General features: G+C 65.9%; 5 protein-coding genes. 3 read left to right on the top strand and 2 right to left on the bottom strand.

The genetic code is table 11. From position 1 onward, the window contains the following. Positions 1–165: 165 nt before the first annotated feature. Positions 166–6,219, bottom strand: coding sequence for a translocation/assembly module TamB domain-containing protein (locus tag AC0YKC_RS06770; protein WP_488510575.1), 6,054 nt, complete (start codon positions 6,217–6,219; stop codon positions 166–168). A 2-nt stretch (positions 6,220–6,221) separates the two neighbouring features. Further along, on the bottom strand, positions 6,222–8,150 hold the full coding sequence (locus AC0YKC_RS06765; RefSeq protein ID WP_488510574.1) for an autotransporter assembly complex protein TamA: 1,929 nt from the start codon (positions 8,148–8,150) through the stop codon (positions 6,222–6,224). 277 nt (positions 8,151–8,427) lie between these two features. Here AC0YKC_RS06765 and AC0YKC_RS06760 point away from each other — a divergent pair, with 277 nt between their 5' ends. From AC0YKC_RS06760 to AC0YKC_RS06750, 3 genes are all read left to right on the top strand, one after another. Further along, entirely contained in the window at positions 8,428–13,908 is a 5,481-nt protein-coding gene (locus AC0YKC_RS06760; protein ID WP_488510573.1) for an alpha-2-macroglobulin family protein, read from the top strand. A gap of 121 nt (positions 13,909–14,029) precedes the next feature. Continuing rightward, entirely contained in the window at positions 14,030–16,120 is a 2,091-nt protein-coding gene (gene pbpC, locus AC0YKC_RS06755; RefSeq protein WP_488510572.1) for a penicillin-binding protein 1C, read from the top strand. 187 nt (positions 16,121–16,307) lie between these two features. After that, on the top strand, positions 16,308–17,066 hold the full coding sequence (locus AC0YKC_RS06750) for a M15 family metallopeptidase (protein WP_488510571.1): 759 nt from the start codon (positions 16,308–16,310) through the stop codon (positions 17,064–17,066). Positions 17,067–17,246: the final 180 nt, after the last annotated feature.

Here is a 17,246-nt window from a genome sequence, read left to right as displayed (position 1 = left end):
GACCGGTTCGCGCGATAGCGACAGTCTTGACGCAAATTTGCTAGTGCGCCGCACATTTCCCGAAAAATCGAATCGGGCGATTAAATCAAGACATTTTAGGCGGATAAGGGCTTCGGTGGCGCGGCGAATGCCTCCCTGGCCCGACAGCGGGGGAACGCCGCGCCCTCAGTATTCGCGTTCGTAGAAGACGCCGCCCTTTGCTTCGCCGGCGTCATTGGCCTCGCCGCGCAACTTCACGCCGCGGCCGACATTGAGGTCGATCGTGGCCTTGCCGGAGCCTGGCTTGTCGCCCTTCTGTATCGTCACATAGGTGCGGTCGTTGAGGTATTTTCCTGCCGAAACCGCGGTGCCGCCCTTCTCGTCCGTCGTCACGTCGAGATCGTCGACGCCGATCGCGCTTTGCAAATTCTCGAGCAGCGAGGTCGAGCCGCCGACGCCGGCCAGCTGCGCGGCTGCGCTCGCAAGCTGCGCGATCTGCAGCGGCGACAGTTTCGACATGGATTGGCCGAAGATGAGCTGCGCCATGACCTCGTCCTGCGGCAGCGCCGGCACCGAGGAGAAGGTGAATTTCGGATTGGTCGCCTCCCCCGATACGAGGATCGTGACCGTGGCGCTGCTGGTCGTCGTGGTCGCCGTCATGTTGAGGTAGGGCACCAGCGACCCCTGGAACCCGATCGTGCCCTCGGTGAAGGTCAGCCGCTTGGAGAGGATGATCAACCGTCCGCGCTGCAGGGTGAAAGTGCCGACCGCCTGCGGCGCCGAGGCGGGCCCCGTCAATTTCAGCGAGCCGCCGAGTTCGGCGTCGACGCCCCTGCCCTGGATGAAGATCTGGTTCGGTGCGTTGACGGTCACGTCGAGCGTCAAGCCGCTGCCGCCGTTGCTGCTGCCGCTGGACGTCGCCGGACGCAGCGCCTTGTCTTGCGCCCTTACGGACGCCGGCGCGTTCTTGTGCTTGACATCCAGCGCCGACAGCGAGCCCGGCAGCTTTTCCGGGACAGTGATGACCGTCCTCGCCAGGTTGACGGTGCCGGCGATCACCGGCGCGGAGACGAGCGGCCCCTTGATCGTCAGGTCGCCGCCGAGATTGGCGGTCACCACACGGCCGTCGGTGTAGCGGCCATCGGTGAGCTTGATCGACAGGTCGGCCGGAAAACCTTGCGCCGGCGTGATGCCAACCGTGCCGCTGGCCGACAGCTTGCCGCGTGTCGACAGCGTTCCGGTGAGCCGATTGATCCTGGCGACGCCGCCGCCGATCGAAACGTCGGCTGCGATGTCGTTCACCGCCAGGCCGGAACGCGCATCGACCAGCCGGGCGCCGGACGTGCTGACCGTTCCGCCGATCACCGGCGACGATGCCGGACCGCGCACCTGGACATTGACATTGGCTGTCCCGGTCAGTCCCAGCCCTTGCGCGGCGAGCTTCGAGGCAAGGAAGGAGAACGGCACCTTGCCGTTGAAGTCGAGCACCAGGGCCGGCGTACCCGCCGTCGTCACCGAGCCGCCGCCCTTGAGGCCGAGGCCGGCGCCATCGCTGATGTTGGCGTCGAAGGCGAGCTTGTTTCCGGCAAAAGTTCCCGACGACGACACATTCATGCCACCGAGCCCGGCGCCGCGCGTCTGCGAGGTCTGCACGCCGGAAGCATCGATGTTGAAGGCGACCGAGGGGGTCGCCGGCGCGCCGGTGACCTTGACCGTGCCCGAGACCGAGCCGGCCGCGTCGAGGCCCGGCGAAAAACTGTTGGCGAGCGAGATCGGCACCCGGGACAGGTTGGCGTTGATGTCGAGCGCCTGCGCGACCTTGCCTGTCACCGTCGCGGTGCCGCCGCCAAGGTTGAGCACCAGCCGGTCGAGCGTCGTCACGCCGTTGGCGATGGTGACCGTCGAGGCCTGCGCGATCGCGGTCTTGATGCCCTGCACCGTCGCCTGGCCCGACGCGAGCTCGATGGTCGTCGAGCCGTTGGCGACCTTCACCCGGCCGGCCGCTTTGGCCGGGATATTCTTGACGGTGGCGCCGCCCGAGAAGCCGGTCCAGTCGCCGTCGCGCTTGAGATCGACGTCGATACCGGTGATGGCGGTGCCGCCGGACGTCACGCTCTCGGCGCGCACCGTGCCGGCGATGACGGGCGCTGCCATGTAGTTCGCGATCTGCGCGTCGATGGCGACATTCCTGGCCGAGAGATCGCCGCGCTTGATCTGCGAGGTGTTCGCCTTGACCGCGACGTTGGGTCCGTTGGCCGCTTTGGTGAAAGCGATCGTGCCGCGCACATTGCCCTCGGCCTTTTCCAGGGCCAGCGCGGCGAGCGGCCCGATGTCGGGCAGGTCGAGCGACACGGTGCCGACCGGCACGAAGGCATCGTCGAGGGCGAGATCGCCGGAAATCTTGTTCGGACCGAGCGACAGCAAAAGCCCGTTGATCGCGCGGCTGCCATTTGTCGTGGCGAGCACGGCGCTGCCCTGCAGGTTCTGCCCGCCGACATTGCCGGTGAGCTGCACATTGGCTGCCGGATTGGCGACATCGGCCTTGCCGGTAGCCGTCAGCTTCAGCCCGGTGATCTCGCGCGCCGCCACCGAAAGCCGGTCGCTCTCCACCGTCATCGACAGGTCGGGCGCGGTGACCGGGCCTTGCGCATTGAGCGCAAAGGCAATGGCGCCCTTGGCGTCTTTCGAGAGCCTTGAAACGTCGCTCAACGCGCCTCTGATCCCGGCGGCCAGCTTGCTGTCGGCAAGGCTCGCCTTCCCGTCGGCGCTGAGCGCGCCCGAATTCAGCTTCAGCCCGTCGACATTGACATTGCCTTTGGCATCGCGCTTCAGGGAGGCGCTCAACTGTGCGGTCTCGCCAAGCATGCCGCGCACCGCGGCCGGCAGGGCGGAAGAAGCAACATCGGCCTTCATATTGAGGTCGACCGCACCGTCGCCCAGCGATATCCGGCCGGCGACCTGACTGTTGAGCGCATCGCTTTGGAGCGAGCCGCTGTTGACGGCAACGGAATCGGTTGCCAGTCGGCCATTGACCTTCGCCGTGACCTTGCCGGCGATCAGCGGCGCGATCAACTGATTGTCGAGGCCGATCCTATCCACCGACACTGTGCCGGAGACCGGGCCTGCCCGCCCCTTGAGGTCGAAGGCATCCGAATGAAGCGCGAGCGTCAGACCATCCACCTTGGCCTGGCTGGCGGCTATGGAAGGCAGGATTGCGGACACGTCGAGCCGTGCCTGCGTGCTCTCGCCAGCCATTTTTGCCGACAAGGACTTGACCGCGATCTTGACCGGGCTCTCGGCGCTGCCGATCGTCAACGGCAGGCTGGGCCCGGATGAGGTAAGGTCGAGGGAGAAATCGCTGGCGCCGTTGGGGTTGAGGGTGCCGGCGGCCTTGCCCGAAATCCCTTCGCCCGAAAGCGTGGCATGGTCCAGGGCCACGCCGCCCGCCAGCGTGTAGCTGCCGGCAGCATCCAGATCCAGCGGCCCGAGCCCCGCCTGCCGGGTCTGGCTGGTTTCGGCGCCCGCCACCTTGGCGTTGAACTGAATGTCGGGGTTGGACGATGGACCCGTGACATGTGCCGTGCCTTCCACCGTTCCGGCCCCGTCGAGGCCGGGGACGAAATCATTGGCGAGCGCCACCGGCAAGTTGGCGAGATTGGCCGTCAGGTCCAGGTTCTGGCCCGCGCTGCCCGAAATCGTCGCCGAGCCGCCACCGAGATTGAGAGCAAGTTTTTGGACCGTGGCGACGCCATTGGAGATGAACAGGCTGGATGGCTCCGCGATCGCCGCCTTGATGCCGCGCACGGTCGCCTCACCGGAAGCGATTTCCACTGTGGTCGTGCCGTTGGCGATCTTCACGCGCCCGGTGGCTGTCGCCGGAATGCCGGACGCCGTGGCGCCGCCGGTAAAGTTGGTCCAGTCGCCGTCGCGCTTCAAATCGATGCCGATGCCGCTGACCACGGTGGAACCGGAGGTCACGCTGTCGGCCTTGATCGTGCCCGAGATCGCCGGCCCCTTGAGGTAATTGGCGATCAGCGCGTTGACGGTGATGGTCTTTGCCGCCAGGTCGCCGCGCGCGATCGACGTGCTGGCCGCGTTGATGGTGACCGTCGGCGCCTCGCCCTCCTTGGCGAAGGCGATCGTGCCGTTGATATCGCCGGTCGCGCTCTGATTTGCCAGAGCGGCAAGTGGCCCGATATCGGGCACGGCCAGCGTCAGCGTGCCGAGCGGCAGGAACTTGTCGTCGAGCGCGAGATCGCCCGAAACCTTGTTGTCGCCGAGCGCCAGGCTTAGCCCCTTGATCGAGCGCTTGCCGTCGGCGGTCACCAGCGAGGCCTCGATATCGAGCGCTGGGCCCTCGGCGTTGCCGGTCAGCGAGATGTCGGCCGATGGGTTGGCGATGTCGGCCTTTCCCTTGGCCGAGAGCTTGATGTCCTTCACCGTGCGGCCGGCCGCCGTCAGGCTGGCGCTGTCCGCCGAAACGGTGAAATCCGGCGCCCAGCGCGGACCGGTAGCCGTCAGCGCGAAGTTCACCCCGCCGGCAAGCGGCGTGCCGGCGAGCGACGACAGCGACGAGACGTCGCCCAGCGTGCCTTTGAGATCGGCCTGGATGTCCGAGCCTTGCGCGCTGGCGGTGCCGCTGGCGCTGAGCGAGCCGGAGGTGAGCTCCAGCGAATTGGCGGCGAATGCGCCCTGCGGATCGCGGGTCGCCGTCGCCGAAAACTTCACGCGCTCGCCGAGCAGCGAGCTGATCTGCGGCGGCAATGCCTTCGAGACGGCGTCGGCATTCATCTTCAGCGTCATCGACAGATCGGCGAGCGCCACATTTGCCGTCAGCGCGGCATTGAGCGCATCGCTGCGCAAGGTGCCCTTGTCGATGGTCACGGTCTCGCGGCTGATCGTGCCGGAAAGATCCGCGGCGAGCTTGCCGGTCACCAGCGGGGCCAGCGTCGCCACGTCCGTCTTCAGGCCGGCGGCCGCGAGCTTGATGCCAACCGGGCCGCTAAGGGTCTCGATATCGAAGCCGTCGGAATGGATCTCGCCCGTAATATTGTTGAGCTGCGTGCCGCCGACGGCCACCGAGGTGAGCGACGTGCCGATATCGACCATCGGCGCCTTGCCGTCGCCAAAGGCGCGCGCGGTGGCCTTTTCGACCGCGACCAGGATGGGAACGGCGCTGTTGCCGACATCGATGGTGACCGGCTTGTCCTTGGCGGAGAGCTCGACGGCCAGGTCGCTGGCGCCTTTCGGATCGACATTGCCGGTTGCGGCGCCGTGCACCGCTTCGCTCTCTATGGTAGCGCGCTCGATATCGACCCCACCCGACATCGTCGCCGTTCCAGCGAGGTCGAAGCTCGTCTTGCCGGCAAACAGCGCCTTTATCTTCTCCGGCAGGAAGCCCTCGAACTCGCCGTCGCCCTTGGCTTCGAAGCGGTGGCCCTTGTCGGTGAGCTGATGCCGGCCGGTCAGCTGGCTGACGATGCGGCCGTCGACCATGAAGGTGCCGACACCGCTCCAGTTGGCCAAAGGCCCGCTGCCCGAAACCACGATGTTGACGGGCGGCGCATCCGGCAGCTTGAGCAGGTTGGCGATGATGCCGCCCGCCGGTTCCGACGCCTTGAGATCGAGGTCGAGCTTGTTGTCGGCCGGCGCAAAATGGATCTTGGCGTCGACATTGCCCTGTTTGCCGTCATGGCGGGAGACGTTGAGCACGCTCTCGATCGCCAACGGCGAAGGATCGGCCTTGACCGAGCCCTTGGCGGCCAGTTCGGCGATGCCGCTGCCGGCCAGCTGCTGGCCCAGCGCGATCTCCGGCAGGTCGATCTGCTTGACGTCGATCGAAACCGGCAGGCTCGTCGAGCCACCTTGCGAGGGCTGCTGGCTCGGCTGCGGCAACCGCGCCAGCTCGATGCGTTCTGCAGCGAAGCGGTCGGCACTGAAATTCCAGGAGAGCAGCGCCGTCGGCGACCAGTCGAGCGCCACCTTGCGCGCCACCATCCAGGGGCCAGCGCGGTCTTCCAGCACCACATGGTCGAGCCTGAGCGCACCCGACCAGATGCCTTCGATGCCGCTGACCGTCACCTTGCGGTCCTCGCTCGAGGCCATCTTCGAAATCAGGCCGGCGAGGTTCTGGCGGCCACCTTCGGTTCCGGTAAGCACGACAAGCGCCCCGATTGCCACCACCAGCAAGATGAGCAGCGCGTAGAGGCAGATGCGGAGGATGCGCCAGAAAATCTTCATCGTCAGAACGCCTGACCGATGCCGGCATAGATGCCGAAATGCGGATCACCCGGATCGCGGTTGAGCGGCACGGCGGCATCGATGCGCAGCGGACCGAACGGCGTGATGTAGCGCAGGCCGACGCCGGCGCCAACCTTCACATTCGAGAAATCGGGGAAGGATTTGGTCGAGACCGTGCCGGCATCGACGAACGGCACGATGCCGATCGTGTCGGTGACGCCGATGCGCATCTCGACCGAGGTTTCGAAGAAGGAGAGACCGCCGATCGGCTGGCCGTCAATGTCCTTCGGGCCGATGCCCTGGTAGGAATAGCCGCGCACCGAGCCGCCGCCACCGGAATAGAAGCGACGGTCGGCGGGCACGTTCTGCAGCCCGGTGCCGACGATCGAGCCCAGCGTTGCGCGTTCGGCGAGCACGAACCGACTTGCCGTATCGAGCGACTGGTAGGTGTAGCCCTCACCTTTCAGCTTCAGGAAGGCCGCGCCGTTCAATATGTCGTAGCTGGGCTCGGCATAGGCGAGGAAGCGGAACCCCCTGGTCGGGTTCAGCTTGTTGTCGCGGCTGTCGTAGACATATTGCAGCGGCACGCTGGCGATCAGATAAGTATGTTTGCCGAAGGCGTCGGTGATCTTCGAATAATCGAGGTCGAATTCGGCCGAGACGCGCTGCTTCTTGTCGAGGTCGTAGGAAACGCCGACGTCGCCCTTGACCGAGAAATGGTCATAAGCATCAGGGTGTTCGAACACAGTCTTGACGCCGGTGAAGAATTTCGACGTCGGCCCGAGCACGCCCGGCTTCTCGAACATGACGCCGGCATTGTAATTGAGCGCCGAAATGCTGTTGCTGCCGATGCCGCTGATGGAGCCGTCGATGCGCAGCTTCTCGGCCCGGCCGAACAGGTTGCGGTGTCCCCAATAGCCTTCGAGCCCGAGGCCTTCCGTGTTCGAGAACGTGCCGCCGACGCCGAAATAGCGCGGCTTGCGCTCGCTGACCTGGACATCGATCGGGATGTTGCCGTTGGCGTCGAGGCTGTCGCCTTCCTTGATCGTCACGCTGTTGAAGACTTCGAGCCCGAGCAGCCGGTCGCGGGCATCGTCGATCTCCTGCGGAGAGTATTGTTTGCCGCGCTGCAGGCCGGTCATGTATTCGGTGAAGTCGCGATCGACCTTTTCCGTGCCCTCGACCGTCGTGTCGCCATAGCCGGCGACCGGACCGGCCGCGACCGTCAGCGTCACGTCCAGCGTCGAGCTGGCATGCTCGGCGACGATTTCGCGGTCAGTGACCTTGGCAAGCGGCCTGCCCTCGTCCTTCAACGCCCGCACGATCAGCGCTTCGGCCTTGAGCACCGCGCCGGAGCCGGCATCGCCGCCGGCGATCAGGCCGAAATCGGCTGCCGCCAATCCCGCCGCATCGCCCTTCAGCCGGATGTTGCCAAGCGTGAATTTCGCTCCGGGGGCGACTGTGATGACCACCGGAATGGGCTGCGGCCCCTTGAACTCGGCATCCGGCGGCAATTCGTCGATCGACTTGCCGTCGATCGTGATGGTGACCACGCCCTCGTAGCGGGCATCGGCGTAGAGCGCGGCGACGAGTTGTTCGCGGTCGCCGCGCGCCTTGGCCATCAGGCCGAGCGACCCGGACACCGGATGATCCTCGTCGTTTTTCAGCGCCGAGGCGTTTTCGAGTATCTTGACCAGATCCTTGTCGGCGTCAGGCGCGTTGATCGTCACCGAATAGCGCAGCGGATCGACGATGTCGGTATCCTCGTCCTTCGACGAGCCCCAAAGCTTGATGCCGAAAATCTCGAAAGCCGCCGCCTGCCGCACTTCTCCGGCCAGCACAGTCGAGCAGACGAGCGCGAAAAGCAGGGCGCGCGGAAGCCCGCGCCCTGGCGCGAACCCTCCTGACATCTGCGTTTCATGCGCCGGCATTAAGACAACCTAGTCGACAAAACTAAAATTGGAATGAAGTTCCGTAACGTTCGTAAAGGGGCCACAATCCAATTGTCTGAAATAGACCGGGCTTGGAATTCACACCTTTTGCATTTCCGCAAGAAAGTGTGATCCGTCTCACAGAGGTTCTGTCGAAATACCGGCCTTTGGCCGGCATGGAAACCGTTCGCGGGTGAATAACCTGCGGCGATCCGGCGTTGACAAGCCTGCACGAAGCTTGATCATGCCCGGACGCTGGCGATGTCTGGAGGGTGGTATGGCAATGCGCGCGGCTCGTGGTCTTTCTTTCCTTCTTCTCATCTTTTTCGCCCTGGGCGGAGCGGCTTTTGCGGCCGAAGCCCGGCGAATCGTGACGACCGACAATTCCGACTATTTCGGTTTCGACCTGCGGTCGGAACAGAATGTCAGCCTCGACCAGTGCAAGACAACCTGTCTCGGCGATTCCGCATGCCGCGCCTTCACCTACAACACCAAGGCGAAGTGGTGCTTTCTCAAATCCGACTATAACCAGTTGAAATCCTTCACCGGCGCCGTCGCCGGCAAAGTCGCCAATGTCGATGGCGATCCCGATATCGGCGCCCCGCCGGCGCTGGCCTTCTTCCCGAACTGGATGGCCGACCAGGCCCAGCAGTTCCGCAATAAGCTGACCGACCCGGCCTATGACAAGCCGACCGAAGGCCTTTCCGCCCTGCAGGCCGCCGCCGAGCAGGCAGCGCTTACCGGCGACCATCGCCTTGCCATGCAGAAATACCAGTCCGCGATCTCGGTCCTGCCCGATGACGGCGCGCTGTGGCTGGCGCTGGCGCGCGAGATAATCGCCGTGGAACCAGCGTCCAACACCACCGAACCCTCGACTTTCCCGATGAACGCCACCTCGGCGGCCTTCAATGCCTACAAGCTGGTGCGCACGGCAAAGACCCGCGCCGAGGCGCTGGCCCTGCTTGGCGCCGGCCTCGACAAACGCGACCTCTACCGGCCCTCGCTGCAAGCCTATGAGGCGAGCCTTGCGCTGGTAGGCTCGCCGGCCGTCCAGGCCGACTATGCCGACCTCAAGGCGCGCAAGGGTTTCCGTGTCGTCGAGCACACCGTCGATGCCGATTCCTCCTCGCCGCGCATCTGCGCCCAGTTTTCCGAGGAACTGGTCAAGACCGGGGTCGACTATTCGCAGTTCGTGACCGTCGACAACGCCGCGCCCAAGGCCGTCGAAGCCAAGGACAAGCAGATCTGCGTCGAAGGCCTGGAACACGGCCAGCATTACGACGTGACCTTCCGCGCCGGCCTGCCGGCCGCGATCGGCGAAACGATCGCCGCGCCCGTCGTGTTGTCGATCTACGTCCAGGACCGCGCCCCGTCGGCCCGCTTCACCGGCGACAGCTTCGTGCTTCCGGCCGGTGCCCGCCGCGGCATCCCGGTCGTCACCGTCAACATGAACGCCGCCAAGATGACGCTCTACCGCATCGGCGATCGTTCGCTGGCGCAGCTTCTGTCCGGCTATCAGTTCCTGCATCAGCTCGACGGCTACGACATTTCCACCATTTCGGACCAGATGGGCTCGCCCGTCTGGTCCGGCACGCTCGAAATCGCCAATGATCTCAACAAGGAAGTGACCACGTCGTTCCCGGTGGATGAGGCTATCCCGCAGCGCAAACCGGGCGTCTACGTGCTGACCGCGCAGCCGGTCGACGACAAGAGCGACGACTATGGTTCACGCGCCACGCAGTGGTTCGTGGTCTCCGATATCGGCCTTTCCACCTATACCGGTCAGGACGGCCTCAACGTCTTTGCCCGTTCGCTGGGTTCGGCCAAGCCGATTTCCGGCGCCGAACTGACGCTGCTTGCCAAGAACAACGAGATCCTTGGCACGGCGACCACCGACGCCGAGGGCCACGCCGTCTTCAATCCGGGCCTCACGCGCGGCGAAAACGGCATGGTGCCGGCCGTGCTGATGGCCAAGCAGGGCGACAACGACTTCGTCTTCCTCGACATGGGCAAGGCTGGCTTCGACCTTTCAGATCGCGGCGTCGAGGGGCGCGCCTCGCCGGGTGCGCTCGACGTCTATGCCTGGACGGAGCGCGGCATCTACCGCGCGGGCGAGGATGTGCATGTCGCAGCCCTTGCCCGCGACGGCGCGGCAAAAGCGGTCGAGAACCTGCCGCTGACCTTCATCTTCACGCGTCCCGACGGCGTCGAGAGCCGCCGCGTCATCAGCAATGGCGAGTCCGCCGGCGGCCATGCCGTCGACCTGCCGCTCGAGGCCAACGCCATGCGCGGCACCTGGACGGTGTCGATCTACACCGATCCCAAGCAGGCGGCGGTCGCCAGCCAGATGTTCCTGGTCGAGGATTTTGTGCCGGATCGCATCGAATTCGACCTGACCGCCGACAAGAAGGAGGTCGCCCAGGGCGAGACGGCGAACGCCACTGTCGACGGCCGTTTTCTCTACGGCGCGCCGGCCGCGGGCCTCGCGCTCGAAGGCGAGACGACGCTGTCGACCACCAGTACCTGGGACAGCTTCAAGGATTTCACCTTCGGCCTGGCCGACGAGCAGTCGAGCGAGCCAACCGTGACGCCTCTGGCCAATCTTCCCGTCGTCGGCGACGACGGCAAGGCGACCTTCCCGATCACGATCGACCAGTTGCCGTCGACCACCAAGCTGGTCAACGCCAAGGTCACCGTGCGCATGCGCGAGGCCGGCGGCCGCGCCGTCGAGCGCTCGCTCGACATCGGCGTTCGCCCGCAGCGCGACGTCATCGGCATTCGCCCCGATTTCGCCGATGACGAGGTGCCGCAGGGCGGCACGGCCAAGTTCAGCATCATCGCCGTAGACCCGAGCGGCAAGCGCGAGGACCTGAAAGGCGCGCAATGGTCGCTGGTCAAGGTCGAGCGCAATTATCAGTGGTACAGAAACAACAACTCCTGGAACTACGAGGCAGTGAACCTCACCAAGGCCGTCGCCAACGGCGCCGTCGATCTGAAGGCCGACGGCGAGGCGACCGTGTCGTTGCCCGTCGACTGGGGCCGCTACCGGCTCGAGGTCGAGACAGCCGATCCTGACGGCCCGGCGACCAGCTATGAGTTCGACGCCGGCTGGTATGTCGCCTCGACCACCACCGAAACGCCCGACGGCCTGGAGATCGCCCTCGACAAGGACACGTACGCGGCTGGCGAAGTCGCCAAGCTGAAGGTCTCGCCGCATTTTGCCGGCGAACTTCTGGTCACCATCGGCGCCGAAAAGCTGCTGAAGACCGTCACCGCTTCGGTGCCGGCCGGCGGCAGCACCGTCGACATCCCCGTCGGCGACGACTGGGGCGCCGGCGCCTATGTCACGGCGACCTTGTTCCGGCCCGGCGACGCGCAAGAATCGCGTATGCCGGCCCGCGCCATCGGCATCCAATGGCTGTCGGTCGATCCAGGCTCGAAGAAGCTTGCGGTCACGCTGACGCCACCGCAAAAAACCGCACCGCGCCAGCAATTGTCGATCCCGATCGCCGTCAACGGCGCGCAGGCCGGCAGCAACGCCTATGTGATGGTGGCCGCCGTCGACGTCGGCATCCTCAATCTCACCAATTACAAGGCGCCCGATCCGGAGGACTGGTTCTTCGGCCAGCGCATGCTGGGACTGGAGATCCGAGACCTCTACGGACGCCTGATCGACGGCTCGCTCGGCACCATGGGCAAGATACGCACCGGCGGTGACGGCGCTAACATGCAGGCGCAGGGCAGCCCGCCGACCGAAAAGCTGGTCGCCTTCTTCTCCGGCCCCGTCGAGCTCGATGCCAATGGCAAGGCGCGCGTCGATTTCGACATCCCGCAGTTCAACGGCACCGTGCGCGTGATGGCCGTCGCCTGGACCAAGGAAGCCGTCGGCCACGCCCAGACCGACGTCATCGTGCGCGATCCGGTGGTGATCACCGCCGGCCTGCCGCGCTTCCTGGCGCCGGGCGATGCGGCGACCATGCGCCTCGACATCGCCGATACCGATGGCCCGGCCGGCGACTATGCGCTCTCGGTCGCCACGACCGGCGACCTGTCGACCGGCGACAAGCCCCTGCCCGAGAAGCTGACGCTCGCCCAGGGCAAGCGCCAGTCGCTCACCCTCCCGCTGGTCGCCAAGACCGCGGGCGACGCCTCGATCACCGTCAAATTGGCTCATGCCGACGGCACCCAAGTCGAGCAGACGCTCTATCTTCCGGTGCGCCCGGCGCAGCTTCCGGTCACCAACCGCATGGTTGTCGACCTGAAGCCGCATGGCGGCTCGTTGCGCGTCGACAAGGAGCTGCTCGCGGCAAGCATGCTCGACGGCGCTTCGGTCAGCGTCGGCGTTTCGCAGTCGTCCGCGCTCGACGTGCCGTCGCTTTTGATGTCGCTCGACCGCTACCCCTATGGCTGCGCCGAGCAGACCACCAGCCGCGCCATGCCGTTGCTCTATGTCAACGACATGGCCAAGAGCATCGGCATGGAGAACGACCCTGACCTGCATCAGCGCATCCAGGACGCCATCTACAAGGTGCTGTCCTACCAGTCGTCGAGCGGCAGCTTCGGCCTCTGGGGGCCTGGCTCCGGCGATCTCTGGCTCGACGCCTATGTCAGCGAATTCCTGACCCGGGCGCGCGAGCAGAAATATGATGTGCCGGCGCTCGCCATGAACCAGGCGCTGAACAACCTGCAGAACTCGCTGGGCTACGATCAGGACGTCCAGGACAAGGGCAGCGAGATCGCCTATGCGCTCTATGTGCTCGCCCGCAACAAGAAGGCCTCGATCGGCGATCTACGCTACTACGCCGATACCCAGCTCGAAGCCTTCTCCAGCCCGATGGCCGTCGCCCAGCTGGCGGCAAGCCTGGCGCTCTACGGCGACACGCAGCGTTCGGAAGCCACCTTCCAGACGGCGCTGCGGCTGGCGCAGTCGGAGACCGACTACGACTGGTACCGCTCGGACTACGGCTCGCGGCTGCGTGACGGCGCGGCGATGCTGGCGCTGGCGGCGGAATCGAAGCCGGTGCCGAGCATCATGCCGCAGCTGATCAAGCTGGTGGGCGTGGCCCGCGCCGACGCCCGCTGGACGAGCACGCAGGACGAATCCTGGATGCTGCTCGCCGCGCGGGCACTGAAGGAAGGCAACGATTCCATCACGCTTTCCGTCAACGGCGCGCCGCATTCGGGCGGCTACTCCGACCATGTCGCCGGCAGCGACCTCGTCGACAGCCCGCTCACCATCGCCAACACCGGCGCGACGCCGCTACAGGCCGTGGTCACCGCGGTCGCCGCGCCGGTCGACCCGCTGCCGGCCGGCGGCGACGGCTTCACCATCGATCGCACCTACTACAAGCTCGACGGCACCGAGGCCAATGTCACCGAGGCCAAGCAGAACGAGCGCTATGTGGTCGTGCTCAAGGTCTATGAGCAGAACAAGTGGCCGTCGCGGCTCCTGATCACCGATCTGTTGCCGGCCGGCTTCGAGATCGACAATCCGAGCCTGGTTTCCAGCGCGCAATTGTCGAACTTCTCCTGGCTGGCGCAGACCGACGCCGCGCATCTGGAGTTCCGCGACGACCGCTTCGTCGCCGCCTTCAACCCGAACGAAGGCGACGGCGACCGCAACATCACGCTGGCCTATGTCGTGCGCGCCGTAACGCCGGGCACCTACGCTCATCCGGCGGCGACGGTGGAAGACATGTACCGGCCGCAATATTCGGCCCGCACCGCCACCGGCGTGATGGAGGTGAAGGCGGAATAGCGATGAACAGGTCGTCGGTGTCTTCCCTTCTCCCCGCTCACCGGAAGAAGGTGCCGGTCCACCCTCCGCAGCTGCAGCGCAGCTGCTGCGGAGGACGGGCAGGCGGATGAGGGGCAGCACCATGCTCTCCAGAAAAATTCTCAAACGCACGGCCATTGCAGGCGCCTGCCTCGCCGGCTTCGCCGCGCTTTCGATCGCCGCGCTCTGGGAACTCGACCGCGCCTTCCCGCCGCCACTGCCGGCAAAGCTGACCGTCTCCACTGAGGTCCAGGACCGCGATGGCCAGTTGCTGCGCGCCTTCGCCACGCCGGATGGCTACTGGCGGCTCGAAACCCGCCTCGACCAGGTCGACAGGCAGTTCGTCGATATGCTGGTGACTTATGAAGACAAGCGCTTCTGGGATCACCGCGGTGTCGACGTCCTGGCGCTTTGCCGCGCCGCCGGCCAGCTCGTCACCAGCGGCCATATCGTGTCGGGCGGCTCGACCTTGTCGATGCAGCTTGCCCGGCTGATCGAGCCGCGCGACAGCCGCAGCCTCGGCTCCAAGCTCAAGCAGATGCTGCGCGCCATCCAGATCGAGCGGCGGCTCTCCAAGCAGGAGATCCTCGAACGCTATCTGACGCTGGCGCCCTATGGCGGCAATCTCGAAGGTGTGCGCGCCGCATCGCTCGCCTATTTCGGCAAGGAGCCGAAGCGGCTCACCGTGTCGGAAGCCGCCCTGCTCGTAGCGCTGCCGCAACTGCCGGAAAAGCGCCGGCCCGACCGCAACCTCGACATTGCGCATGCCGCGCGCGACCGGGTGCTGACCCGCATGGTCTCGGCCGGCCTGCTCGGCGAACACGAAGCTTCGCGCGCTGCCCTCGACGATGTTTCCGGCCTGCGCCGCAAACTGCCGGCGCTGGCCGCGCATGCCTCCTATGCCATGCTGCCCAGGGCCGTGCCCGGCAAGCCGCTGCAACTCACCATCCGCAAAACCGTGCAGCAAGGGCTGGAACAGGTGGCAAGGGATGCCGCCAGGAAGCTCGGGCCAAAACTCTCCGTCGCCATGGTCATGGCCGACGCGCGCACCGGCGACATCCTCGGCGAAGTCGGCTCCGCCAATTTCTTCGACGCCAGCCGCTCCGGCTGGATCGACATGACCAGGGTGGTGCGCTCACCCGGCTCGACGCTGAAGCCTTTCATCTACGGACTTGCCTTCGAGCAGGGACTGGTGGCGCAGGAGATGATCATCGAGGACAGCCCTGCCGATTTCGGCGGCTACCGCCCGAAGAATTTCGACATGGGCTACCAGGGCGACGTCTCGATCCGCCAGGCGCTGCAATTGTCGCTCAACGTGCCGGCGATCCGCGTGCTCGACGCCGTGGGTCCGGCGCGGCTGACGGCGCGCTTCCGCCAGGCCGGCGTCAACCCGATCCTGCCGGTCAACGAGGCGCCGGGCCTGGCGATCGGGCTCGGCGGCGTCGGCGTGACCTTGCGCGACCTGGTGCAGCTCTATACGGGGCTCGCCAATGGCGGAAAGATGCACACGCTGCATGACGGCACCGAGCCGGCCGATGCCGAGCGCACCACCGCCACCATCCTCGACGACCAGGCGGCCTGGCAGATCAACGACATCCTGTCCGGCGTGAAGCCGCCGGAAGGCGCCATGCAGCGCGGCATCGCCTACAAGACCGGCACCTCCTACGGCTATCGCGATGCCTGGTCCGTCGGCTTCGACGGCCGCTATGTGCTGGGTGTGTGGGTCGGCCGCGCCGATGCCAGCCCCATCCCCGGCCTGTCGGGCTATGTCTCGGCCGCACCCATCCTGTTCGAAGGCTTTGTCCGTTCCGGCCTTGCCAGCGTGCCGCTGCCCAGCCGGCCACCGGGCGTCTTCAACCCCAAGCGCGAGGAACTACCGGTGACGCTCGCGCGCTTCGGCGCCGGCGCCGACGGGCTGGTGCAGGCCACCGCCATCGAGCCGGCGCCGACCATCATCTTCCCGCCCAACGGCGCGCGCGTCGACCTCGGCACGAATTCCGCCGATGCCACGCCGCTGGTGCTGAAGCTGCAGGGCGGCCGCGCGCCGTTCCGCTGGCTCGCCAACGGCAAGCCGCTCGCCGGCATCGACCGCCGCCGCACCGCGACCTGGCAACCGGACGGCACCGGCTATTCGACGCTGACGGTGATCGACGCGGCCGGACGCGCGGCGAGCGTGAAGGTGTTCGTTGAGTAGAAGACGGCAAGCGATTCAGAGGATTGCGCTTCTTCGTCTGAGGGGCGGTGCGAGGCCCCCCTCTCTGGCCTGCCGGCCATCTCCCCCTCAACGGGGGAGATCAGCAGTTCCGGCGCCTCGCTCCTCCTGCAACGTTGGTGATTGGCGAAACCAGTCGCGACAGCCGATCTCCCCCCTTGAGGGGGAGATGCCCGGCAGGGCAGAGAGGGGGGCCTCGCGCCGACTTTCACGGGTAGCGGCTGCGATCTTCGCAACGCTAGCGCTCCTGCCTGCCACCTCCTCTCACGCCGCGGTCACCCCCCTTCCCGCCGGCTTCGTCAGGCTTGCCGATGTCGATCCGACCATCCGCCAGGACATCCGCTACGCCGGCGTCGAAAACTTCCTGCACCGCAAGGCAGATGGCTACGACGCCCCGGTCTGTATTCTGACCGCGCAGGCGGCGAAGGCGCTGGCCGACGCCCAGAAGGCAATGGCCGCCAGGGGCCTGACGCTGGTCGTCTTCGACTGTTATCGTCCGGCCCGCGCCGTCGCCGACATGGGCAGATGGACAAGAGAAGGCGGCCCGCCGGATCCGCAATGGTATCCGACCGTCCAGCGCGGCGATCTCATCGCCAGGGGCTATGTCGGAGAGTTGTCCAGCCATTCGCGCGGCTCGACGGTCGACCTCGCCATCGCCGAAGCCGGGAAGCAAAGCCCGGTTCATCCGGCCTGCGGCGCGCCGGACGGCGGCACGCTCGATTTCGGCACCGGTTTCGACTGCTTCGACCCGATGAGCGAGACGGCGTACCGCCCTCTTGCCACCGAAGCGGCAGCGAACCGCAGGATGCTGCTTGCCGCCATGCGTGCCGCGGGCTTCCGCAACTATGCGCGCGAATGGTGGCACTTCACCCTGGCCAAAGAACCTTTTCCAAAACAGCGCTTCGATTTTCCCGTCACCGCCAATTAAGGCGCTTAGGCTTGCCCTGACCCTTCCCGCTTCTAGAGCGGGATGAGATTTGTAGGAGTCGTTGGATTCCCAAATCAGCAATGATCTGATTCAACATCGATGCTGGGCAGGAGGCCAGCATCGATGGCTGGATATTCGATGGATTTGCGCGAGCGGGTTGTCGCGGCGGTCAAGGTTGAA

This window comes from Mesorhizobium sp. CNPSo 4661, from assembly GCF_057784215.1.
Note: the sequence above shows the minus strand (reverse complement) of the source record. Positions and strands in the feature narration are given on the sequence as shown.

Coding starts and splice junctions, on each gene's coding strand:
- AC0YKC_RS06770 (WP_488510575.1), bottom strand. CDS start 6,219: ATGAAGATTTTCTGGCGCATCCTCCGCATCTGCCTCTACGCGCTGCTC.
- AC0YKC_RS06760 (WP_488510573.1), top strand. CDS start 8,428: ATGGCAATGCGCGCGGCTCGTGGTCTTTCTTTCCTTCTTCTCATCTTT.
- pbpC (WP_488510572.1), top strand. CDS start 14,030: ATGCTCTCCAGAAAAATTCTCAAACGCACGGCCATTGCAGGCGCCTGC.
- AC0YKC_RS06765 (WP_488510574.1), bottom strand. CDS start 8,150: ATGCCGGCGCATGAAACGCAGATGTCAGGAGGGTTCGCGCCAGGGCGC.
- AC0YKC_RS06750 (WP_488510571.1), top strand. CDS start 16,308: ATGCCCGGCAGGGCAGAGAGGGGGGCCTCGCGCCGACTTTCACGGGTA.